Origin of the sequence: Burkholderia sp. Ap-955 (assembly GCF_011753045.1) — a bacterium.
Classification (GTDB): Bacteria; Pseudomonadota; Gammaproteobacteria; order Burkholderiales; family Burkholderiaceae; genus Burkholderia; species Burkholderia lata_D.
The window spans coordinates 12,966-32,979 of record NZ_VWWH01000032.1 but is presented as its reverse complement, the minus strand read 5'-3'; the positions used below and the strand labels follow the sequence as shown (position 1 = coordinate 32,979).

The 20,014-nt window shown below is 64.1% G+C and carries 16 protein-coding genes; 12 read left to right on the top strand and 4 right to left on the bottom strand.

Annotation, left to right across the window (positions count from 1 at the left end; translation table 11 throughout):
- Positions 1 to 36: 36 nt before the first annotated feature.
- A complete protein-coding gene (locus F3J15_RS18550) occupies positions 37 to 717 on the top strand; it encodes a hypothetical protein (protein ID WP_166893286.1) in 681 nt (226 codons plus the stop codon).
- 4 nt (positions 718 to 721) lie between these two features.
- Here the strand turns inward: F3J15_RS18550 and F3J15_RS18545 are convergent, their stop codons facing one another.
- Positions 722 to 1,693, bottom strand: a complete 972-nt coding sequence (locus tag F3J15_RS18545; RefSeq protein WP_166893284.1) for a LysR substrate-binding domain-containing protein — start codon at positions 1,691 to 1,693, stop codon at positions 722 to 724.
- Positions 1,694 to 1,829: 136 nt separating this feature from the next.
- Here F3J15_RS18545 and F3J15_RS18540 point away from each other — a divergent pair, with 136 nt between their 5' ends.
- Together F3J15_RS18540 and F3J15_RS18535 are read left to right on the top strand one after the other, a co-directional pair.
- Positions 1,830 to 4,130, top strand: coding sequence for an NADP-dependent malic enzyme (locus tag F3J15_RS18540; protein ID WP_166893282.1), 2,301 nt, complete (start codon positions 1,830 to 1,832; stop codon positions 4,128 to 4,130).
- Positions 4,131 to 4,554: 424 nt separating this feature from the next.
- Positions 4,555 to 5,538, top strand: coding sequence for a hypothetical protein (locus F3J15_RS18535; RefSeq protein WP_166893280.1), 984 nt, complete (start codon positions 4,555 to 4,557; stop codon positions 5,536 to 5,538).
- A gap of 39 nt (positions 5,539 to 5,577) precedes the next feature.
- On the opposite strand, the gene F3J15_RS18530 is transcribed toward F3J15_RS18535, so the two are convergent.
- Both F3J15_RS18530 and F3J15_RS18525 read right to left on the bottom strand, forming a co-directional pair.
- Positions 5,578 to 7,200: a bacteriophage N4 adsorption protein A gene (locus F3J15_RS18530; RefSeq protein WP_345891539.1), complete on the bottom strand. Its 1,623-nt coding sequence runs from the start codon at positions 7,198 to 7,200 to the stop codon at positions 5,578 to 5,580.
- 68 nt (positions 7,201 to 7,268) lie between these two features.
- Positions 7,269 to 9,227, bottom strand: a complete 1,959-nt coding sequence (locus F3J15_RS18525; protein WP_240158876.1) for a glycosyl transferase family protein — start codon at positions 9,225 to 9,227, stop codon at positions 7,269 to 7,271.
- A 976-nt stretch (positions 9,228 to 10,203) separates the two neighbouring features.
- Here F3J15_RS18525 and F3J15_RS18520 point away from each other — a divergent pair.
- The 6 genes from F3J15_RS18520 (at position 10,204) to F3J15_RS18495 (ending at position 15,639) form a co-directional block, all read left to right on the top strand.
- Positions 10,204 to 10,500 carry a hypothetical protein gene (locus F3J15_RS18520; RefSeq protein WP_166893274.1) on the top strand — a complete coding sequence of 99 codons (297 nt, stop codon included), beginning with the start codon at positions 10,204 to 10,206 and terminating at the stop codon, positions 10,498 to 10,500.
- Between the two features lie 12 nt (positions 10,501 to 10,512).
- Positions 10,513 to 12,156, top strand: a complete 1,644-nt coding sequence (locus F3J15_RS18515) for a DUF2334 domain-containing protein (protein ID WP_166893272.1) — start codon at positions 10,513 to 10,515, stop codon at positions 12,154 to 12,156.
- Positions 12,157 to 12,262: 106 nt separating this feature from the next.
- Positions 12,263 to 13,231: a hypothetical protein gene (locus tag F3J15_RS18510; protein WP_166893270.1), complete on the top strand. Its 969-nt coding sequence runs from the start codon at positions 12,263 to 12,265 to the stop codon at positions 13,229 to 13,231.
- Positions 13,232 to 13,552: 321 nt separating this feature from the next.
- Positions 13,553 to 14,752: a PLP-dependent aminotransferase family protein gene (locus tag F3J15_RS18505; protein WP_069250767.1), complete on the top strand. Its 1,200-nt coding sequence runs from the start codon at positions 13,553 to 13,555 to the stop codon at positions 14,750 to 14,752.
- Between the two features lie 12 nt (positions 14,753 to 14,764).
- Complete coding sequence (locus tag F3J15_RS18500; protein ID WP_069250768.1) at positions 14,765 to 14,956, top strand: hypothetical protein; 192 nt, start codon at positions 14,765 to 14,767, stop codon at positions 14,954 to 14,956.
- Between the two features lie 95 nt (positions 14,957 to 15,051).
- Positions 15,052 to 15,639 carry a pyridoxamine 5'-phosphate oxidase family protein gene (locus F3J15_RS18495; protein ID WP_166893268.1) on the top strand — a complete coding sequence of 196 codons (588 nt, stop codon included), beginning with the start codon at positions 15,052 to 15,054 and terminating at the stop codon, positions 15,637 to 15,639.
- A gap of 16 nt (positions 15,640 to 15,655) precedes the next feature.
- On the opposite strand, the gene gcvA is transcribed toward F3J15_RS18495, so the two are convergent.
- The gene (gene gcvA, locus F3J15_RS18490; RefSeq protein ID WP_089447077.1) at positions 15,656 to 16,549 is read right to left on the bottom strand and encodes a transcriptional regulator GcvA; all 894 of its coding nucleotides are present in this window, start codon (positions 16,547 to 16,549) and stop codon (positions 15,656 to 15,658) included.
- Positions 16,550 to 16,683: 134 nt separating this feature from the next.
- Here gcvA and F3J15_RS18485 point away from each other — a divergent pair, with 134 nt between their 5' ends.
- The 3 genes from F3J15_RS18485 (at position 16,684) to fabI (ending at position 20,012) form a co-directional block, all read left to right on the top strand.
- On the top strand, positions 16,684 to 17,388 hold the full coding sequence (locus F3J15_RS18485) for an SDR family oxidoreductase (RefSeq protein ID WP_034188601.1): 705 nt from the start codon (positions 16,684 to 16,686) through the stop codon (positions 17,386 to 17,388).
- 206 nt (positions 17,389 to 17,594) lie between these two features.
- The gene (locus F3J15_RS18480; protein WP_166893266.1) at positions 17,595 to 18,872 is read left to right on the top strand and encodes an epoxide hydrolase; all 1,278 of its coding nucleotides are present in this window, start codon (positions 17,595 to 17,597) and stop codon (positions 18,870 to 18,872) included.
- A gap of 330 nt (positions 18,873 to 19,202) precedes the next feature.
- Positions 19,203 to 20,012 (top strand): enoyl-ACP reductase FabI, encoded by an 810-nt coding sequence (gene fabI / locus F3J15_RS18475; protein ID WP_205190861.1) that lies wholly within the window; start codon positions 19,203 to 19,205, stop codon positions 20,010 to 20,012.
- Positions 20,013 to 20,014: the final 2 nt, after the last annotated feature.

The window sequence follows — 20,014 nt, the reverse complement described above, 5'->3', positions numbered from 1 at the left end:
ATCTGCGTCATTCAAAAAAATGAGAGAGGGTGGGGCATGCGCTGGATCGATAAGACGCTCACTGTGATCTTGGGCTTTTCTGTCATGGGCGTCGCGGATGTGCAAGCCGCATCCACCGAACTTGCATTCCCGCGTTTCACTCAGACGCAGGGCCGGGCGGACAACGACGGCCTCCCGTTGTCCGGCGTGAAACTCTGCGTACTCCCCGACCATGCGCCGTGCTTCGAGATGCCGCCCGCGCCGCTTCCCGATGGCTCGACGCAGGTGCAGTACCAGTTCGGGCTGGATCCTCGATCCGAACGGTTGCCGATTGCGTCGGGCGGCTCCTGGGTGTTCTTCTCGGGGATGTTCTCCGGCGGTGGCAGCGGCATGCTGGAGCGCGTGGCGGTCTTGCGTTACGGCGCGAACGGCAAGATCGAGAACGTGATGCCGAAAGTCACCCAGACCGAGCAGGCCGACCGCGCGATGTGGAAGGTGCCGGAAGTGTCGCCCTATCCGGTGTTCGTTCGCGCGGACTATGTGTGGGGCAAGGGCGAGAGCCATTTCGAAGCGCACGTGTTCGAAGTCGATGCGTGGGTGTTCGATCCCGCCATCAGCCAGTACAGGAAGCGGTTTTCCTACCAGACCACCAGGCGCTATGACCGCGGCGAGGGCTCGGACCACGTGCTGACCGCCGAGCGCGCGGAGATTCTGCGGCGCCTCGCCGCCAGCAAGTAGCCGCCTACCGCTGCGCGTCCCCGTACGTCTCCCTGCACACCTCGCGCAGTGCCTCCACGAGCAGATCCCGCGCCGGCGCACGCGAATCGGCGGCGCGGGTAAACAGCGCGATGGGCGGAAGCGTCCACACCAGCGTGTACGGCACGATCGCCACGCCGGCGATCCGCACCAGTTCTTCTGCGATATCGGCCGGCACGATCGAGACGGCCTCGTCGCTCGACGCGATCATTTCGCCGATCAGCTTGGATGAATAACTCTCGACGATCGGAACGGGCGGCGCGATGCCGGCCGACAGGAACAGGTCGGTGACCTGTTCCCGCATCGGCGTATGCGGTGCACCGAGAATCCAGTCGAGCGCGTGCAGCTTGTGCCAGTCGAGCGCGGTGCGGGCCAGTTTCGCGGCAAGGCGCCGGCTCGCGATCATGCGCGGCTGCTGCTGGTACAGCACTTCGAAGGAAACCTGGCCCAGGTCGATCGCCGACGAGGCCCGCCCGATCACGATGTCGACGCTGTGGTCCCTGAGCTGCAGCAGCAGCTGATCGCTTGTGCCCTCGTGAATCGTCACGGTCAGGCGCCGCTCCATGCGCGCCTGTAGCCGCTTGAGCGCCGCCGACAGCATCTGTCCGGAAATGAACGGAATCACGCCGATGTGCAGGTGGGCCGCGTGCCCGGCGGCGACGGCCTCCATCTCGCGGGCGAGGTGGTCGAGATCCTTGATCATCGCCTTCGCCCGTTCGAGCACGACCGCGCCGAGCGCGGTGGGCCGCATGCCGCGCGACGAGCGCTCGAACAGCGGCGTGCCGAACATGCTCTCCAGCTCGGACAGCGCATTCGTCACGGCAGGCTGGCTGCTGGCCATGTGCTCCGCGACGCGCGTCAGCGACCCGTGCTGCTGGATCTGCAGCAACAGCACCAGGTGCCGCATCTTCAAGCGGGCGCCCAGCCGCCTGACCACGTCGTTTGCGTCAAAAGTCATTGACTGGTCACGTATGCATCATGAAAAAGTGATGGACCGATATTAAAACAGAATCAACACCTTATGGCAGATCCCTAGAATCCCCTTCATGGATCGCGCCGGGACTGGCCTGGCGCCCGTGCCCGGATCGAAAAACATGAAACAGACTGAGACACAGCAGCAGGCAGCGTTCGACTATCACGAATTTCCGACCCCGGGGAAGATCTCGGTCGTCGCCAGCAAGCCGCTGGTGACGCAGCGCGATCTCGCGCTGGCGTACACGCCGGGCGTGGCGGGCGTGTGCGAGGCCATCGCCGCCGATCCGCTGCAGGCGCACCGTTTCACGAGCCGCGGCAACCTGGTGGGCGTGATCACGAACGGCACGGCCGTGCTCGGCCTGGGCAACATCGGCCCGCTCGCGTCCAAGCCGGTCATGGAAGGCAAAGCGGTGCTGTTCAAGAAGTTCGCGGGGATCGACGTCTTCGACATCGAGATCAACGAAACCGATCCGGACAAGCTGGTCGACATCATCGCCGGTCTCGAGCCGACCTTCGGCGGCATCAACCTCGAGGACATCAAGGCGCCCGAGTGCTTCACGGTCGAGCAGAAGCTGCGCGATCGCATGAAAATTCCCGTCTTCCACGACGATCAGCACGGCACCGCCATCACCGTCTCCGCCGCGTTCATCAACGGGCTGAAGGTCGTCGGGAAATCGATTTCGGAAGTAAAGGTCGTGACGTCGGGGGCCGGCGCCGCCGCGCTGGCCTGCCTGGACCTGCTGGTCGACCTCGGGTTGCCGGTTGAAAACGTCTGGGTGACCGACATCGAGGGCGTCGTCTATCGCGGCCGCACCACGCTGATGGACCCGGCCAAGTCGCGCTTCGCGCAGGAAACCGATGCGCGCAAGCTGGCCGACGTGATCGGCGGCGCGGACGTGTTCCTGGGCCTGTCGGTCGGCGGCATCCTGACCGCCGACATGCTGAAGGCCATGGCGCCGCGCCCGCTGATTCTCGCGCTGGCCAATCCCACCCCGGAAATTTTCCCGGAACTGGCGCATGCGACGCGCGACGACGTCGTCATCGCGACGGGCCGCTCGGATTACCCGAACCAGGTCAACAACGTCCTTTGCTTCCCGTACATCTTCCGCGGCGCGCTCGACGTCGGTGCGACGACGATCACCCGTGAAATGGAGATCGCCGCGGTTCACGCGATCGCGGGGCTGGCCGAGGAAGAGCAGAACGAAGTCGTCGCGGCGGCCTACGGCGCGTACGACGTGGCGTTCGGCGCGCAATACCTGATTCCGAAGCCGTTCGACCCGCGCCTGATCGTCCGCATCGCGCCGGCCGTGGCCAAGGCGGCGATGGAAGGCGGCGTGGCGAAGCGCCCGCTGACCGATCTCGACGCGTACGTCGAGCAACTGCAGCAATTCGTCTACCATTCCGGCGCGTTCATGAAGCCGCTGTTCGCGACGGCGCGCCGGCTGGTGCGCGACGGCGGCAAGGCGCGGATCGTCTTTACCGAAGGCGAGGACGAGCGCGTGCTCCGCGCGGTGCAGGTGATCGTCGACGAGAAGCTGGCGCGGCCGATCCTGGTCGGGCGCCCCGAGGTGCTGCTGGCGCGCATCGAGCGATTCGGCCTGCGGATCCGGCTCGGGCAGGATGTCGAAGTGACCAATCCGGAATATGACGAACGCTTCCCGCAGTACTGGACGAAGTACTGGGAACTGCGGTGCCGCGACGGTATCTCGAAGGAAATGGCGCGCGTGGAAATGCGCCGCCGCCTGACGCTGATCGGCGCGATGATGGTGCGGCTCGGCGATGCGGACGGGATGATCTGCGGGACGGTGGGCGAGTATCACAACCACCTGCGGTTCGTCGACGAGGTGATCGGGAAGAAGCCGGGGGCGTCGACCTATGCGGCGATGAACATCCTGTTGCTCGACCAGCGGACGGTCGCGCTGGTGGATACGCACGTCAACGACAATCCCGACGCGGAGCAGATCGCGGAATTCACGATTGCCGCGGCGCGTCAGATGGAATGGCTGAACCTGACGCCGAAAGCGGCGTTGCTGTCGCGGTCGAACTTCGGGTCGGGGAGTGCGGCGTCGGGCGTGAAGATGCGCCGGGCGCTGGAGATCGTCCGGGAGCAGGCGCCGGATATCGAGGCGGACGGCGAGATGCATGGCGACTGCGCGCTCGACGAGGGCTTGCGGTCGAAGCTGCTGCCGATGTCGCCGCTGAAGGGCGCTGCCAACCTGCTGGTTTGCCCGAACGTGGATGCGGGGAATATCGCGTACAACCTGCTCAAGACCGAGGCGGGCAGCAACGTGGCGGTGGGGCCGTTCCTGCTGGGCGTCAACGCGCCAGTGAACATCCTGACGTCGAGCGCGACGGTGCGCCGGATCGTGAACATGGCGGCGTTGACGGTGATCGAGGCGAATCGCAACGCGTCTGCCTGAGCAGGCAATGAAGGCGGGGCGTGGCGGCTCCGCAACGCGCCGCGTAGCGGAATCCGGGTGGTAGCGGGTTCCGCTAACCGGTCGCCTGGGGAGCAGGTGTCGTGGGTGGTTCGTGTCGTCGCGCCGCGTGTGTCATTGGCGGGTCGGCTGCGGCCTGCTTCGGACGTTGGCAATCGTTTGCACGCAGCCACCCGGACCTCGGCTTTACCCTTATACGCACGCGCCGCCTTCTCCTTCCGCACCCGCTTCCCGTGCCGATGCTGCAGTGCATTTAATAAGTATCACGTAACAACTTCCTCGGCGCGACATCCTGCCGCATCCTCTTTCGATACCGATCCTAACGATCTTTCTGGGGCTCGCCACCCTCGATATCTTCCGATAATTACCTTTTATTTTCGTCTAAAATCGCGCTTCTTCTTACTTTATGACGGGAAGTGTTTTGATTAAACTGACGAAAAATCTCTCGCGCACGGCCATCGCCGCCTGTGTCGCTTATGCCGGGCTCCTGCCTTTATCCCGGCCCGCTGAAGCCCAGGTCGAACCTCTGAAGAATCCCGTCTACGGCGTGACCCTCGACGACCTGACCAAGCTGGACGCCATCGTCGCGTCGCTGCAGAACCTGCCGTACAAGCCCACCGTGCGTGTCGTGTTCGATCCGGGTACGTCGGCCGCCGACTACTACGCACCGCTGCTGCGCCTGCACGCCGTCGCATACGTGATGGGCGAAGTCTACGATTCTTACTATTTCCCGACGGATCTCGCCACGTACAAGGCCAGAACGCAGGAACTGGTGTCGCAGTTGAAGAACACGGTCGACGTCTGGGAGATCGCGAACGAAATCAACGGCGAATGGCTGCGTACCGACCCGAGCGGCACGAACGCCGTGGTCAACTCGGAAGAGCAGCAGATCGGTCAGATGGTTGCCGCGGCGAACCAGATCGTCAAATCGAACGGCGGCAAGACGGCTATCACGCTGTACTACAACGACGACAGCAAGGGCACCAACTGCTGGGCGAAGCCGCAGGATTACTGGAAGACGTGGCCGACCACCTTCCTGTCCTCGACGGTCCGCCAGCAGGCCGACTACGCGTTGTTCAGTTACTACCCGTACCAGGATTGCCCGGGGCTGAATCCGACGTGGAAGAACGATTTCGCGGCGCTGGAAAGCATCTTCCCGAACGCGAAGGTCGGCTTCGGCGAAATCGGTACCTCGGATACGGCCGCGCCGGCGTCGGTGCAGCAGAACCTGATCAAGACGTACTACCCGATGGTCAACAGCATGACCGACCCGCGTTTCATCGGCGGATTCTTCTGGTGGAACTACGTCGAGCAAATGGTCCCGTATTCGACGAGCTCGTACTTCCAGCTGTTGCGTCAGACGATCATCACGCTCAAGGCGCCCAACTAAGCGAACGGTGCCATTCAAGAGCAAGCGTCAGCGTCGTTGTCAGAACCACAATGTCGCGCGTACCACGAGACCACGTGCGCGTGCCGCTGACGTCAACCCGAACCGGTATTGCACCGTGACATCGAGATAGCTTGCCGGCGCGCTATAGCGGCCTTCGCGAAACCAGTATCGAAGCTGGATGCCCGGCCCGGCACCGATCGCCGTCTTGTCCGGTTGCCGATTGTCGTGATCGCCGGCCACCGCGGCGTGCGGGTAGATGGTCAGACGATCGCTGATCATCGGCAAACGCCACGTGTGCCCGTAACGCAACTCCGAATAAATGATGTATCGCCCCGCGCTGATGAAGTAAGCGCCTTCAACGTATGCCTGCCAGCTGCGCCAGCTCGGCTCGGTGACCCTCAGGTCGGTCCCGCCTTCCGACGAGTAACCCAGGCGCATCAGCCAGTCCGTCATCGACTGGCTGCCGACGTGGAACAGCCGCTCGGCGGTCAGCACGACGTTCTGGTCGGGCAGCGGCTTGTAGCGCGCGCCCACCGAACCCTGCACGGTCGGCAGTCCGGTCGTGTTGCCCGATCCGTCGTAGGCCGTGCCGTATCCGCGCACGAAGAACTGGAAGATGCGGCCGTTCTGATAGCCGATCTTCGGCGGCTGCCAATACGCTTCCACACCCGGCTGCAGCACGCTGATGGTGCCTTGTGGACCGAACGCGGCCGACTGGTACGGCACACTCAGCACGAAACCCCAGCTGCGCTGAAGCTGCTCGACCTCCCGTCGATAGCCGAACTTGCGTTGCGCATCGAAGGCGTGTTCGTTTTCATCGGCGTCGAGGCTGTGCTCGAACAGATCGATGGACTCCTGGTTCAGCCCGATCCGCTTGGCGGCGTAGCCCGCGTCCGCGTAGTTCATCGCATTGCCGGCACCGCCGGAAAATCCCGCCTGAAATGCGTCGAGCGCCTCGCGATCCTTGTGGTCGCGCAGGAGGTCATAGGCGTCCTGCAACTTCTGTTGCGCGGTATTGTCGACTGGCGCGTCGGCGGCCTGATCGTCCTGCCGCGCCTGCGCCGCGATCGATGCGGCCATGTTGCGCTCGCCGTCGGTCGTCGCGTCGCCGGCCGCCAGGTCGGCCATGCGGATGGCGGTGTCGCGGTCGCCTGCCTGCAGGCTCATCTGTGCGATGCGCACCTGGATCACGGCCGATTTTTCATCGGCTAGCGGCGCCAGCGCGATGCCGGCTTCATGCGGAAGCTTCGCCGCGAGCGCGCTGTCCGACCAGGCGAGACGCAGGTTGCGCTGCTGTTCCTTGCTCCATTTCCCGGTTGCGACGGCGGCCGCAAAATCATGGCAGGCAACGTCGTAGTGCATCTGACGCTGGGCCAGGTAGCCATGCTGCGCGCGTACCGCTGCACTCTTCGGAAAACGAACGATCAGCGATTCCACCATCGAATCCGCTTCGTCGACCTTTCCTTCCCGTCGGTAGACATCGACGAGCAGCAGCCCGAGCTGTTCGCTTCCGGGCTGAATCTTGATGGCGCGCGACGCATACACTTCCGCGAGGGGCAGGTCGCCGGCATTGATTGCCTTGTAGGCGCTGTCGGCGAGCTTGTAGGCCTTGGGCGTCAGTGGCTGCGCGGCGGATGCCGGCGCCTGCCAGGCCAGCGACACGGCGATCGCCAGCGCGCTCAACCGTGCGCAGCGCTTGAGGCCGGCCGCGATCCGGAGTCTCGAATGCTTCATGCCTGTTCTCCCGACGGTCTTTGCGCGGGAGCACCTTGCTGCGCGGCCGGGTCGCCGTCGCGCATCCGCGTGAGTTCGACGAAGCGCGAGTGGCGGGCGAGCTCGGCGGTAATCTCCAAATCGCTGGCAATGAAATAGGCCACCTTCGCCCGGGCACCGCGCCGCACGACATCCTGTTCGTCCGGCGTGAGCGGTCGCCCGACCGCGATGTTCAACGTGCCGTCGTCTGCCGTTGAAAACGGGACGGCCCGGTACGCGTACTGCAGCTCGAATGCGAGCGAATCTGCGAAGTGGCCCACCGCGACGTTGCCCAGGCTCACCCGGGGCAGCTCGGATTGCTCGGCGATCGCATCCGCAAGCGATTCGGTCGAGATCTCGCTACCTTCGATCAACAATTCGCCCAGCCGCTTGCCGCAGGTCAGTTGTTTCTCGAGGCTCGCCTGCAACTGTTCCAGCGTGACCACGCCCCAACCGACGAGGATCTCGCCGATCTTGAGGCGCGCCTTCCCGAGCTCCTTGTACGACAGGTAGGTATGACTGGTCTTGTCCCACGCGATCGGCTTGCCGCTCACGAGATGATCGAGATAGATGCGCCACGCACGGCAGACCGCGTAGAAGTTGATCAGGTTGTTGACGAACATCCGCGGAATCGACAGCAGCCCCTGGAGCGGGCCGTTCAGCTTGCTGACGAAGTGATAGCGCTGCCCGGCACGCGCAAACAGCATGGCGGTATTCACCCACAGCAGCGGCGTGACCCACGAGTTCGCGATGATGGCCGAGGCGCCGGCAGGGAGGACAACGCCGGCGCGCTGAAGCGCCGCAAGCAGCAGGAAGTTGAGCAGCACGGCATAGGCAATCACCGAAAACAACGATGTCACGATGCCCTTGCGATCGTGGAAGAACATGTAGCGGGTGAGCAGGTTGCCTTTCCAGCCGAGCTGCTCCCAGCCCTGGAAGGCGATGCCGAGAATCCAGCGCGCGCGCTGACGGTACGCGGTGCGAAATGTCTTCGGAAAATACTCGCGCGTGGCCAGCAGGTTTCGATTGACGACGTTGTCGGTTGCACGCTGGCCGCCGGTGTCGCGTGCGATATCCGAAAGCGGGAAACGGGCAAAGGTTTCCTTCATGCCGAGGTCCCGCAGCCGAAAGCTGAAGTCGTAGTCTTCGGTCAGCGAATCGGTGTTGAACGGGCAACCGTTGCGTTCCTTCATCGCCGCTTCGATCGAGCGCCGGCTGTAGCAGGACGCCACGCCCGCGCCCGGGACGATGCCGGTCAGCCGGGCGCGCACCGGTACGTCCTTCTGGTGCGTTTCGCTGAAGTCGTCGAGGTAGCAGCCGGCGACGAACTCGTTCCATTTCCGCGGCAAGGACAGCACGGGAAGCTGGACCAGGTCGCTATCCGCCACCGCGTGGTTGAGGTACTTGAGTTCGACCGGGTGAATGACGTCCTCGCAGTCGTGCATGACGACGCCCGCGAACTGAATGTGATGGACCGCTTCGTAGCGCAGGATGGCTTCGACGATCCAGTTCAGGCAGTCCGCCTTGCAGGTCGGCCCGTCGTTCATGACGATCGCGCGTGTGACCCGGCCCGGATACCGGCGGACCATCCGTTCGACCTCGGCCGTGGTTTCGGCATCGTTGTGATAGGTGCCGACGAATATCACGTATCGCTCGTACTCGAGCGTCGCCAACGTGTTTTCGATCATCTTGGCGATCACGTCATATTCTTTCCACGCCGGCACCATCAGCGCCAGATGCCGCTCTTCCAGCGCGCGCAGCATGCCGATATCGATCGTTTGCGATTTTTCGCGACGCAGGATACGACGGATTTCAAAGGACCAATAACAGGCATCCAGCGTGAGGTCATCCAGGGTGCTCACCAGGATGACGATTGCGGTGACAATGGCGACAAGGTTAAGTGCATATAAATATGCACTCCAAATCATGTTATCCATCATTTTTCCCGCGCTGTTATATCTTGTATTTGTTTAATACTCGTCGTATCGACGCAAGACGAAACTTTCCCCGTCCTCGTCGCCCCCGTCACGTCCACTGCGTGGCTTGCGCCACGCGCATTCCCGCCATCCAAAAAAGCCGTGTCAACACGCGAGCTTTCTCGATGTGGCCACGTCGCATCGCGCGCGATGCAACGTGTTCAGTGGGTGACTTTTCGACCGCCCGTTTCCTGCTTGCCAGCCTCCGTCCCTGCACGCTTCGACGCTTGCAGCCGCTCTCCACCCGACGTACACGCAGTGCCCCCGCACCGACTTCGCAACGTACTGCTCATATAGCAAGTCGTGCGCCATCGCTGCGCGACCCTTGCGGTTGGGTGCGTCGCGGACTGCCGCACAGGATCGACCCGCCGAATCCGAGCCAAATGTTTCAGTGCTGAAACACGCGGCGGATCGACCCGATGACACATCGTTCTCGGACCCTCGGCACGTGCCCGGCTGCCGCCCGCTGCACATCGTTACGCGATGCCGGCGGTGACGGGCGGGATGAATTGGCGCTGAACCGAATATCGGGCGCGTCGGTCGCTGTTGCGCGTGCGAGCGTGCCGTCCGCGACGATCGTCGCATCACGACTTGCGAAGCGTGGGGCACAACAGGTTTCACCCGGGTGCATGAACGGGTTTCGCGTGTTTGTCCGATTAAATTCGTGACACCGCCGCGTTGCACGCCTGAAACGTTTTATCGACGCATTTTTCAAGGGCCTCGATGCGCTAATTTCGGCGCCTTGGCGCTATGCCCATTTGCGACCGATGGTACGGTTCTAGCTTGAATATCAAGCCGTCTCCTACCGGATTTATTTGTCTGGTTTCAATTGCGCATCAAAATATTCACGACATGGCGCCCCGATTCCGGATGGTGATTCGACGTAATCGTTTCGCTAACGAGATGAATTTATTTTGCATATCAAAGGATGAAAATCATGCCTTCGCATCGCAATCAATCTTTTGGAAACGGGTTGAGCGCCGCCGGATCAATCGCCGCATTGATCACGACACTCGTCTTCGCCGTCGGCGTTCAGGATGTGGATGCGCAGCAGACGAGTAACTCCTCTGCCCAGAAGATCAAGCCGCCTCCGCTGCCGAACGGTTCGGCGCAGGTCAACGTGAAAGCCGGCATGTCCGACGAGGATTGGGAAAAGGCGTACAAGGAAACGGGCCGCCCGAAGTTCAGCAAGAATTCCGTCAAGAAACTCAATGGCAATGTGGAACGTGAATAGGGAGAAACGGTCATGAAAAAAATCTTGCTCGTCATCGCCCTGCTTGCGGGGCTCGCGCAAATGACATTGCCGGGCACAGCATACGCGCAGGCCACCACTGCCCACACGCTCATCCTGTACGACAATCCTGCCAACGATCCGTTTTCGAAGCTGGGCCTGATGTACAGCATCATGCTGAGGAACCTGCTGGGTCACTTCAATACGACGGTCGATCTGGTTCCGATCCAGAACTACGCGGCCGGCATGGTCGGGAATCACGATGCCACGTTCTATATCGGCGATTACTACAACAACCCGATTCCGACGGCGTTCATGAGCGACGTGATGACCACCAAGAAGACGGTGGTCTGGTTCAAGTACAACCTGTGGCAACTTGCATGGAACACGGCCTACACGTTCAACCAGACCTTCGGGTTCAGCTTCGTGGGCCTTGCCGGGATGAACGCGACGCCTTCGTCGAGCAATCCGAATCCCGGCTTCTACGACACGGTCACGTACAAGAACCTGCCGATGGTCAAGTATTACGCCTACAACGCGTCGACCGGCGTCATCAACGCGGATCCGGATATCGGACTGACCCAGGTCGTCGATGCCACCAAGGCGCAGGCGCTCGTCACCATCAAGAACAGCAAGAGCGGCGCAACCGCGCCCTACGTCATGCGCTCGGGCAACTTCTGGTACTTCGCCGACATGCCGTTTTCCTACATCGGGCCGACGGACCGCTACCTGGTGATATGCGACATCCTGCACGACATCCTGCAGACCAATGCACCGGTGAATCATCGTGCGCTCGTCCGTCTGGAGGACCTCGACGCGCATACGACCACGAGTTCGATGCAGCTGCTGACGAACTACATGTACTCGAAGAAGATCCCGTTCACGATGGCAACCATCCCGTTGTATACGGATCCGAACGGCTACTACAACGGCGGCGTGCCCGAGACGATCCATCTGGCGCAGGCAACGGGCCTCAAGCGAGCGCTGAATTACGCGCTCTTGCGCGGCGGCTCGATCGTGATGCACGGCTATACGCACCAGTACGATTCGACGCCGAACCTGCTGACTGCAGTCAGCGGCAGCGACTACGAGTTCTGGTACGCCGTGCAGAACCGGCCGGTTGATGAGGACTCCGTCCAATGGGCGGAAGGCAGAATGGCCGACGGCCTGCTCGAGTTCACGCTCAACGGCTACAAGGTCGTCGGCTGGGCTGCACCGCAGTATCAGATGTCGCCGGCTGCTTCGTCGGCCACGGCCCTCACGTTCCCGACCACGTTCCAGCGAGCCGTGTATTACACGTCGACCAATCCGCAACTCGGCACGGGTGCGGCCAACCAGGACTTTTCGGCCGGGCAGTTTTTCCCGTACATCATCAACTCCGATTACTACGGGCAGCGGATCATTCCGGAAAACCTGGGCAGCGTGCAGTACAACATCTGCAATATCGACCCGTTCTCGTGCATCACTTACACGTGGCAGCAAATCGTGACCAATGCCCAGTATGGCCTGGCGGTGCGGGACGGTTTCGCGTCGTTCTTCTTCCATCCGTACTGGCTCGAACCGGATCTTGGATTGCCGGCGTATCAGGACTTCCAGAGCATGATTACCGGCATCACGAATCTCGGCTACACGTGGGTGGACGGCACGACGGCCAAGTGACGCCGACGTAGCGACAACCCCGTGCGACCCGTATTGACAACGCGGGTCGCACGTTTGCATTTGATCGGCTACGATGACGCGCAGGCATGCTTCCGGGGAGCCAGCGATGACCACGTATGCGATTCCGGCCTGGCGCAGGATTCGACGGCGCATGGGCCGGCCTCGGCTCGCAGGGCTACCAGGCCCGCTTACCGACGCGCCGCGTTCGCCCCGCGCGGCGACGCTCGCGGCGATCGGCGCATCGCTCGTCGTGGCCGCCTGCAGCTGGACCGCGCACGACGTGCACGCGGACGGCATCGTCTGGCAGGTGGACAACACGACGACGAATCCCGTCGGCAACTGGCAGATACTCGGCATACACGATCTGCTGATTCAATGGGCCGTCGTCGACGATACCGCGTTCATCGCCGACACCCGCATCCAGCCTGCTGCGCACCTGCCCGACTGGGAACGTATCAGTCGTGAGCCATGGGCCAGGAACGTGATCCTGGGCCTCGCCGGCTATCAGGACGAAAAACGTGCACGCACCCATCTGTCGACGCTCGCCGACCAGTCCCTCGAAGTCGCGCGCGCAGCGATCCCGCTGCATGTCACCGGCTACTACTTCCCCGTCGAAATCGATCCGACCTGGCAGGACGCGCCCAAGCTCGCCGCGATCCTGCAACGGCTGCCGCGCCCGCTCTGGGTGAGCGTGTACGACCAGACCAACATCGGCGGAAAGGCGCTCGCGGACTGGCTCGCAGCGTGGCTGCCCGCGGACGTCGGCGTGTTCTTCCAGGATGGCTGCGGCGTCTATGCCCGCGAGCCGTACGTCGCGCGCAGCTACCTCGACGAACTCGTTTCAAAACTGGGCAAGCAACGCGTGCGGGTGATCGCCGAGGCGTTCCGGCCTGCCGAGCGGGGCGGGTTTCGCGCCGCCAGCGCCGACGAGCTGAGCACGCAGCTGGTCGCGTATCGCGGCTATTCGGTCTATCTGTTCGACGGTCCGCACTACGTGTCGGACGACCTCACGCGCGCGCTCTCGACGTGGAAGCCCAAGCCGCCGCCGCCCGCGCCCGCGGGGCCGGCGCACTGATTCGGCTGGATCCCGGCCGAGCGGGGCACGGGCAGGGTGAGCGCGTGGCGAAACGAAACAATCGGGCGGATTGGCTTTCCGCCGGCAACACGTGCGTGGACCTCGGTGTCGACATGCTGGCGCAACAGCGTGTTCCGCTGCTCCCGCTCACGCCCCATGTGATGACCAAACCGCAAGACCTAGTGCATAGATATCGTTTGCCGCGGCCTTAATGACTATCGACAATCGTGGCTCGATTTCACCGCCGTGGCGCCAGAAGCGCCGCGGTGGCCGGTATCGGGCGGCTATCCCGGCCGTCCGCGCCATCCAGCTCACGACGACATGTACGCGTTCACTCCCTCATTCCAGAATCCCGCCGGCTCGCCGATCCGCGAACTGTTCAAGTACCTGTCCGAACCGGGCATGATTTCGTTCGCGGGCGGTTATCCGGCCAGCGACCTGTTCGACGTCGACGGCCTGAACGCAGCCGCCGAGCGCGCGTACGCGCAGCCCGTGCGTTGCCTGCAATACGGTCCGACCGACGGCCTCGCCGAACTGAAGCAGCAACTGATCGCACTGATGGGGCGCCGCGGCGTGGCGTGCACACCGGCCGAACTGCTCGTCACGACCGGTTCGCAGCAGGGCCTCGACCTGCTGCTGCGCGTGATGGTGTCGCCCGGCGACGTCGTGCTGACCGAGCAGCCGGCTTACCCGGCGACGCTGCAGGCGATGCGCTTGCAGCAGGCGCGCATCGTGACGATTCCGGTCGACGGCGCGGGCCTCGACGTCGATCGTCTCGGCGAACAGCTGGCGTCCGGCGCGATCGCGCAGCCGAAGCTGCTCTACACGGTCCCGACCTTCGCGAACCCGACGGGCGCGACGCTCACGCGCGAGCGCCGGCTGAAGCTGCTGCGTCTCGCGGTGCAATACCGTTTCCTGATCATCGAGGACGATCCGTACGGCGACCTGCGTTTCGCGGGCGAAGCCGTACCGTCGATGCTGGCACTCGCCGATGAAGTGGACGGCGCGCGCGACTGGATCGTGCATTTCGCGAGCCTGTCGAAGATCGTCGCGCCGGGGCTGCGCGTGGGCTGGACGATCGCGCCGGCCGAGATCGCGCGGCGCTGCGTGATCGCGAAGCAGACGGTCGATCTGTGCAGCACGCCGTGGACCCAGGCGGTCGCCGCCGAGTATCTGGCCGACGGTGCGCTCGAACGCCATCTGCCGCGCATCACGGCCGCGTACCAGCGCAAATGCGACGCGATGTGCGACGCGCTGCGCGACGGCCTGGGCGATGCGATCGAATTCCATCGTCCCGAAGGCGGGATGTTCGTGTGGGCGCGGATCGGCGCGGTGTCGTCGGACGTGCTGCTGCAACAGGCGATCGCGAACAAGATCGTGTTCGTGCCGGGCAAGGCGTTCTTCGCGGACAACGTCGACGCGGCCTCGCTGCGCCTGTCGTTCGCCGCGCCCGACGTCGACGCGATCCGGGAAGGCGTTGCGCGCCTCGTGCGCGCGTATGGTGCGGCGCTGGCCGCGTGAGGAGACACCGACATGACTATCACCGTCAACGACACCGTATCGATGGGCGCAGCGCCGGGCGCGGGCGATAACCGGCCGGTTGCGCACCGGTCGTCGCAGATTAGCGCCGGGCCGCAGTATGTGGCCGACGTGCTCGGCCGCTTCGGCGCGGAGCCGGCGGCCGACCTCGGCGACGCGGCACCGGTCGTACTCGGCTACAACTGAGCCGCCCGGCGACGGCCGGCGCGTCGCACGCGTGCCGTCGCCGCGGCAAACGGTTAAGCTGGCGCGATCGCAACCCGCACGATCACCGCTTCGTCATGCCCGACTCCCCTTCCGAATCACTCGCGCAAACCTACGAGCGCCTGTGGTCCTGCCTCGAATCCGGCGTGAGTGCGCAGCGTTCGCCGTTCACGATGCTGCAGGCCGCGACGCTCGGTGTCGACGGCGCGCCGAAGGTGCGCACGATCGTGTTGCGTCAGGTGAGCCGCGCCGATCGCGTGCTGTCGTTTCATACCGACGCGCGTTCGGAGAAGGTCGCGGAGCTGCGCCGCGATCCACGCGTCGCGCTCGTCGCCAACGATCTCGATGCGCTCGTGCAGATTCGCGTGGAAGGTGTGGCATCGATCTGCGACGACGAAGCGCAACGGCGCGCGGTCTGGCAAGCGAGCCGGCCGCATACGCTGCTGCTGTATCGCGCTCCGTTGCCGCCGGGTACGCCGGTTGCGTCGCCGGAAGCCGCGCATGTCGACAGCGCCGCCTCAACCGGCGACGGCTACGACAACTTCTGCCTGCTCCACGTGACCGTGACGCGCATCGACTGGCTCGAACTCGCGCGCGCCGGCCATCGCCGCGCGGTATTGGACCTGCACGAAGGCGGCTACGAAGGCCGCTGGGTCGCGCCCTGACGCTGCCGAAGCCCGCTCAAGGGCGCCCGTCCGACACGGCCTGCGTGGCCATCCATTCGCGCATCACGACGATCGCATCGTCGTCGCGCCGCTCGGCCGGATACACGAGATAGAACCCCACCGACAGCGGAAACGCGAAGTCGAACGGCTTGCACAGCCTGCCCGCGGCGATGTCGCGCTCGACCAGCGGATCGGTGGCGAGGGCGATGCCCTGGCCGGCGACGGCCGCATCGATCGCGAGCGACGTCTGGTTGAAGCGCAGCCCCTTGTGCGGATCGATGTCGACAGGCTCGGGCATCGCGGCGAGGAACTCGGGCCACAGGTCGTGCGCGTCGTGCAGCAGCACGTGGCCGGCGAGCGCGCGCGGCGACGCGGGCGCAGCCAGCAGCGCGGGGCTGCACACGGCGCACACGTCGAGCGGAAACAGCGCATGCGTGGCGAGATGCTTGCCGAACGGCGGCTTGCCGTAACGGATCGCGAGATCGACGCCGTCGTGGCGGAATGTCGCGATCTGCGGGTCGGCGATCACGCGCACGTCGTAGTCGGGATGCGCTTCGGTGAACTGCGCAAGCCGCGGGATCAGCCATTTCGACGCAAACGACGGCGTCGTGCTGATCGTCAGCGCCGCGCGCCGCTTCACGAGCTTGTCGGTCGCGTCGGCAATCGCATGCAGCGCGCGCTGCACGTCGGAGAAATACGCGGCGCCGTCGTGCGTCAGCGCGAGGCCGCGCGGCAGGCGTTCGAACAGCTTCAGGCCGAGCACGTCCTCGAGGTGGCGCACCTGCTGCGCGACGGCGCCCTGCGTGACGCCGATCTCGTCGGCGGCGGCGCGGAAATTGAGGTGTCGCGCGGACACTTCGAACGCGCGAAGCGCATTCAGCGGCGGCAGGCGGGAGGGGCGAGGCGGCATCGTCAGGCTGTAGAAAAACTATCGGCTGGAGCCAGAAATACTGGTTCGACAGTCGTGATGGATACGCCTACATTACCACCATGGCGCGCCGAACGGCGGCTGCGCGGCGGCAGGATTCGAACGAGGAGCACATCGTGACTGTAGAAAAAGTAGCGTTGATCACGGCGGCAGGCAAGGGCATGGGCGCGGCGATCGCGCGCGAACTGGCGGCGACGGGCTATCGCGTCGCGCTGATGTCGCCGTCGGGCAGCGCGGTGGCGCTCGGCGAGGAACTGGGCGGGTTCGGCATCCAGGGCTCGGTGACGGAGGAAGCCGACATCGACCGGCTCGTGCAGGAAACGGTGGCGCGCTACGGTCGCATCGATGCGGTCGTGAACAACACCGGGCACCCGCCGAAAGGCGATCTGCTGGCGATCACCGACGACAACTGGCACGCGGGGCTCGACCTGATCCTGCTGAACGTGGTGCGCGTGATGCGCCGCGTGACGCCGATCTTCCAGAAGCAGGGCGGCGGCGCGGTGGTCAACATCTCGAGTTTCGCGGCGGATGCGCCCGAGCAGCCGATGCCCGTTTCGTCGGCATTGCGCGCGGCGCTGAGCGCGTGGACGCGGCTTTACGCGGAACGCTATGCGGCCGAGAACATCCGGATGAACGCGGTGCTGCCGGGCTTCATCGACAGCTGGCCGGAAACGCCGGAGATCGTCGCGCGCATTCCGGCCGGCCGCTTCGGCAAGACCGGCGAGATCGCGAAGACGGTCGCGTTCCTGCTGTCGGACGGCGCGGGCTACATCACCGGCCAGAACATTCGCGTCGACGGCGCGATCGTCAAGGCGCTCTGAGCGTCGCGCCGGCGGGCGGCCGCAGAGGCCGGGCCGCTCGCCGTGCAGCCGCTACAAACGCGTACAAATCAGACAAATACGGGATACATCAGACCTTTCAAATGGGCGACGCCGCGTGACGCGGGCGCGCCGGATTGAAAGCCCGGGCGCATTGCCCGCGCGCGCGGCATGTTCACTTTCCACTTCACGAAAGGAGATGCCGAACGATGTCTTCCACACCGTTTTCCCCGATGCGTCGCCACCTGCTGGCCGCCTCCGTGGCCGCCGGGGTCTCGGCGATGCTGCCCACCGCGCTGCATGCGGCGACCGGCGCGAGCGGCATACGCCCGTTCACCGCGCACATTCCCGATGACGCCGTGGCCGACCTGCGCCGCCGCATTGCCGCGACGCGCTGGCCGGGCCGCGAGACCGTCGCCGACGAATCGCAAGGCGTGCGGCTTGCCCGCATGCAGGCGTTGCTGCGTTACTGGGGCACCGACTACGACTGGCGCAAGGGCGAGGCGCGCCTGAACGGTTTCCCGATGTTCATTACGGAAATCGACGGGCTCGACATTCATTTCATTCACGTGCGATCGCGGCACGAGAACGCGATGCCGATGATCATGACGCACGGCTGGCCGGGCTCGATCTTCGAGTTGCTGAAGGCGATCGGCCCGCTGACCGATCCGACCGCGCATGGCGCGAACGCGGACGATGCGTTTCACGTCGTCGTGCCGTCGTTGCCGGGCTTCGGCTTCTCGGGCCGGCCGACGCAGACCGGCTGGGGTTCCGATCACATCGCGCGCGCATGGGGCGAGCTGATGGCGCGGCTCGGCTATACGCGCTTCGTGTCGCAGGGCGGCGACTGCGGCTCGGTGATCTCGCACCGGATGGCGATGCAGCGCGTGCAGGGCCTGGCCGGGATTCACGTGAACATGCCGGCGACGGTGCCGCCGGATATCGCGACGCTGCTCGCGACCGATGCGCCCGCGCCGGCTTCACTGTCGCCGAAGGAGAAGGCCGCGTACGAGAAGCTCGCGACGTTCTATCGCGACAACTGCGGCTACTCGGCGATGATGGTCACGCGCCCGCAGACGGTCGGCTATGCGCTCGCCGATTCGCCTTCGGGTCAGGCTGCGTGGATGTACGACAAGATCTCGCAGTGGACGTACAGCGGCGGCGTGCCCGAACGTTCGATTCCGCGCGACGAGATTCTCGACGACATTTCGTTGTACTGGCTGACGAACACCGCGACGTCCGCCGCGCAAATCTATTGGGAGGATCACTCGAATAACTTCAACGCGGTGGATATCTCGCTGCCGGCCGCGATCACGGTGTTTCCGGGCGAGATCTACCAGGCGCCGCGCAGCTGGGCGGAGCGCAGTTATCACAACCTGATCTACTTCAACGAAGTCGACAAGGGCGGCCATTTCGCGGCATGGGAGGAACCGGAATTATTTGCGCGTGAAGTGCGTGCCGGGTTCCGGCCGTTGCGGCGCGTGTAAGCGAGGGGGAGTGGCGAACGCGGGCGGGTAGTCATGCGGCCTGCGTTCGTTTCTGTTTTATCGCGGAAACGGTGGTTACTTTATTTCTGCCTGCAGAAGTAACACGCGTTTTCGTACACGATTGAATGACATATCGATGAAATCCATCCTGCCGGATCGAAACAATCCATCGTAATTATCTGATTTAAAAGCGATTTTGATAAAAATCAACAATATATCGCATGAATCGTCTGATGGTTTGAAACCCTCAATACAATGATTCGCGGCAGAAAGGCCAATCGGCCCTTTCACGGTTTCGCCCGGTGAAAAAATACGATCCGAGGTTTCGCGATGACGAATAACGACGTGCGCGAGTCGCGCGCGCCTGGCAATGGCATGCGGTCGCTTGAAGGCAAAAGAGGCATCGTCGTCGGCTTGGCGAACGAGCAGAGCATCGCCTGGGGATGTGCGCGCGCCTTTCATGCAGCGGGGGCCGAGCTGGCCGTGACCTGGCAATCCGACCGCGCATTGCCGTACGTCGAGCCGCTGCTGGAGCAGTTGAAGCCGGCGATCGCGATGCCGCTCGATGTCAGCCGGACCGACCAGATGCGCGAAGTGTTCGACACGATCGGCGAGCAGTGGGGCGGCCTCGATTTTCTGCTGCATGCCGTTGCCTATGCACCGAGGGCCGACCTGCACGGGCGGGTCGTCGACAGTTCGCCGGAAGGGTTCGCACTCGCGATGGATACCTCCTGCCACTCGTTCATCAGGATGGCGAAGCTTGCCGAGCCGTTGATGAGGTCCGGCGGCAGCCTGATGGCGATGACCTATATCGGCGCCGACCAGGTCATCGCCGAGTACGGCGTGATGGGGCCGGTCAAGGCGGCGCTGGAGGCCGCCGTTCGCTACTTGGCCGTCGAGCTGGGGCCGGCAGGCATCCGCGTGCATGCGGTTTCGCCCGGTGCATTGCCCACGCGAGCGGCCTCCGGGCTGCCGAACTTCGATCACCTGCTCGACGACACCGCACAGCGTGCGCCATTGCGCCGGCCGCTCGACATCGACGACGTCGGCGCGCTGTGCACCTTTCTCGCCAGCGATGCCGCACGCGCGATGACCGGCGGCGTTCACTACATCGACGCGGGGATGCACGTGCTCGGCTGACG

Bases quoted from the DNA above. Each gene is read 5' to 3' on its own strand.
- F3J15_RS18545 (WP_166893284.1), bottom strand. From the start codon at position 1,693: ATGACTTTTGACGCAAACGACGTGGTCAGGCGGCTGGGCGCCCGCTTG.
- F3J15_RS18510 (WP_166893270.1), top strand. From the start codon at position 12,263: ATGACCACGTATGCGATTCCGGCCTGGCGCAGGATTCGACGGCGCATG.
- F3J15_RS18525 (WP_240158876.1), bottom strand. From the start codon at position 9,227: ATGGATAACATGATTTGGAGTGCATATTTATATGCACTTAACCTTGTC.
- F3J15_RS18480 (WP_166893266.1), top strand. From the start codon at position 17,595: ATGTCTTCCACACCGTTTTCCCCGATGCGTCGCCACCTGCTGGCCGCC.
- F3J15_RS18495 (WP_166893268.1), top strand. From the start codon at position 15,052: ATGCCCGACTCCCCTTCCGAATCACTCGCGCAAACCTACGAGCGCCTG.
- F3J15_RS18540 (WP_166893282.1), top strand. From the start codon at position 1,830: ATGAAACAGACTGAGACACAGCAGCAGGCAGCGTTCGACTATCACGAA.
- F3J15_RS18500 (WP_069250768.1), top strand. From the start codon at position 14,765: ATGACTATCACCGTCAACGACACCGTATCGATGGGCGCAGCGCCGGGC.
- F3J15_RS18515 (WP_166893272.1), top strand. From the start codon at position 10,513: ATGAAAAAAATCTTGCTCGTCATCGCCCTGCTTGCGGGGCTCGCGCAA.
- gcvA (WP_089447077.1), bottom strand. From the start codon at position 16,549: ATGCCGCCTCGCCCCTCCCGCCTGCCGCCGCTGAATGCGCTTCGCGCG.
- F3J15_RS18520 (WP_166893274.1), top strand. From the start codon at position 10,204: ATGCCTTCGCATCGCAATCAATCTTTTGGAAACGGGTTGAGCGCCGCC.
- F3J15_RS18550 (WP_166893286.1), top strand. From the start codon at position 37: ATGCGCTGGATCGATAAGACGCTCACTGTGATCTTGGGCTTTTCTGTC.
- F3J15_RS18535 (WP_166893280.1), top strand. From the start codon at position 4,555: ATGACGGGAAGTGTTTTGATTAAACTGACGAAAAATCTCTCGCGCACG.
- F3J15_RS18505 (WP_069250767.1), top strand. From the start codon at position 13,553: ATGTACGCGTTCACTCCCTCATTCCAGAATCCCGCCGGCTCGCCGATC.
- fabI (WP_205190861.1), top strand. From the start codon at position 19,203: ATGACGAATAACGACGTGCGCGAGTCGCGCGCGCCTGGCAATGGCATG.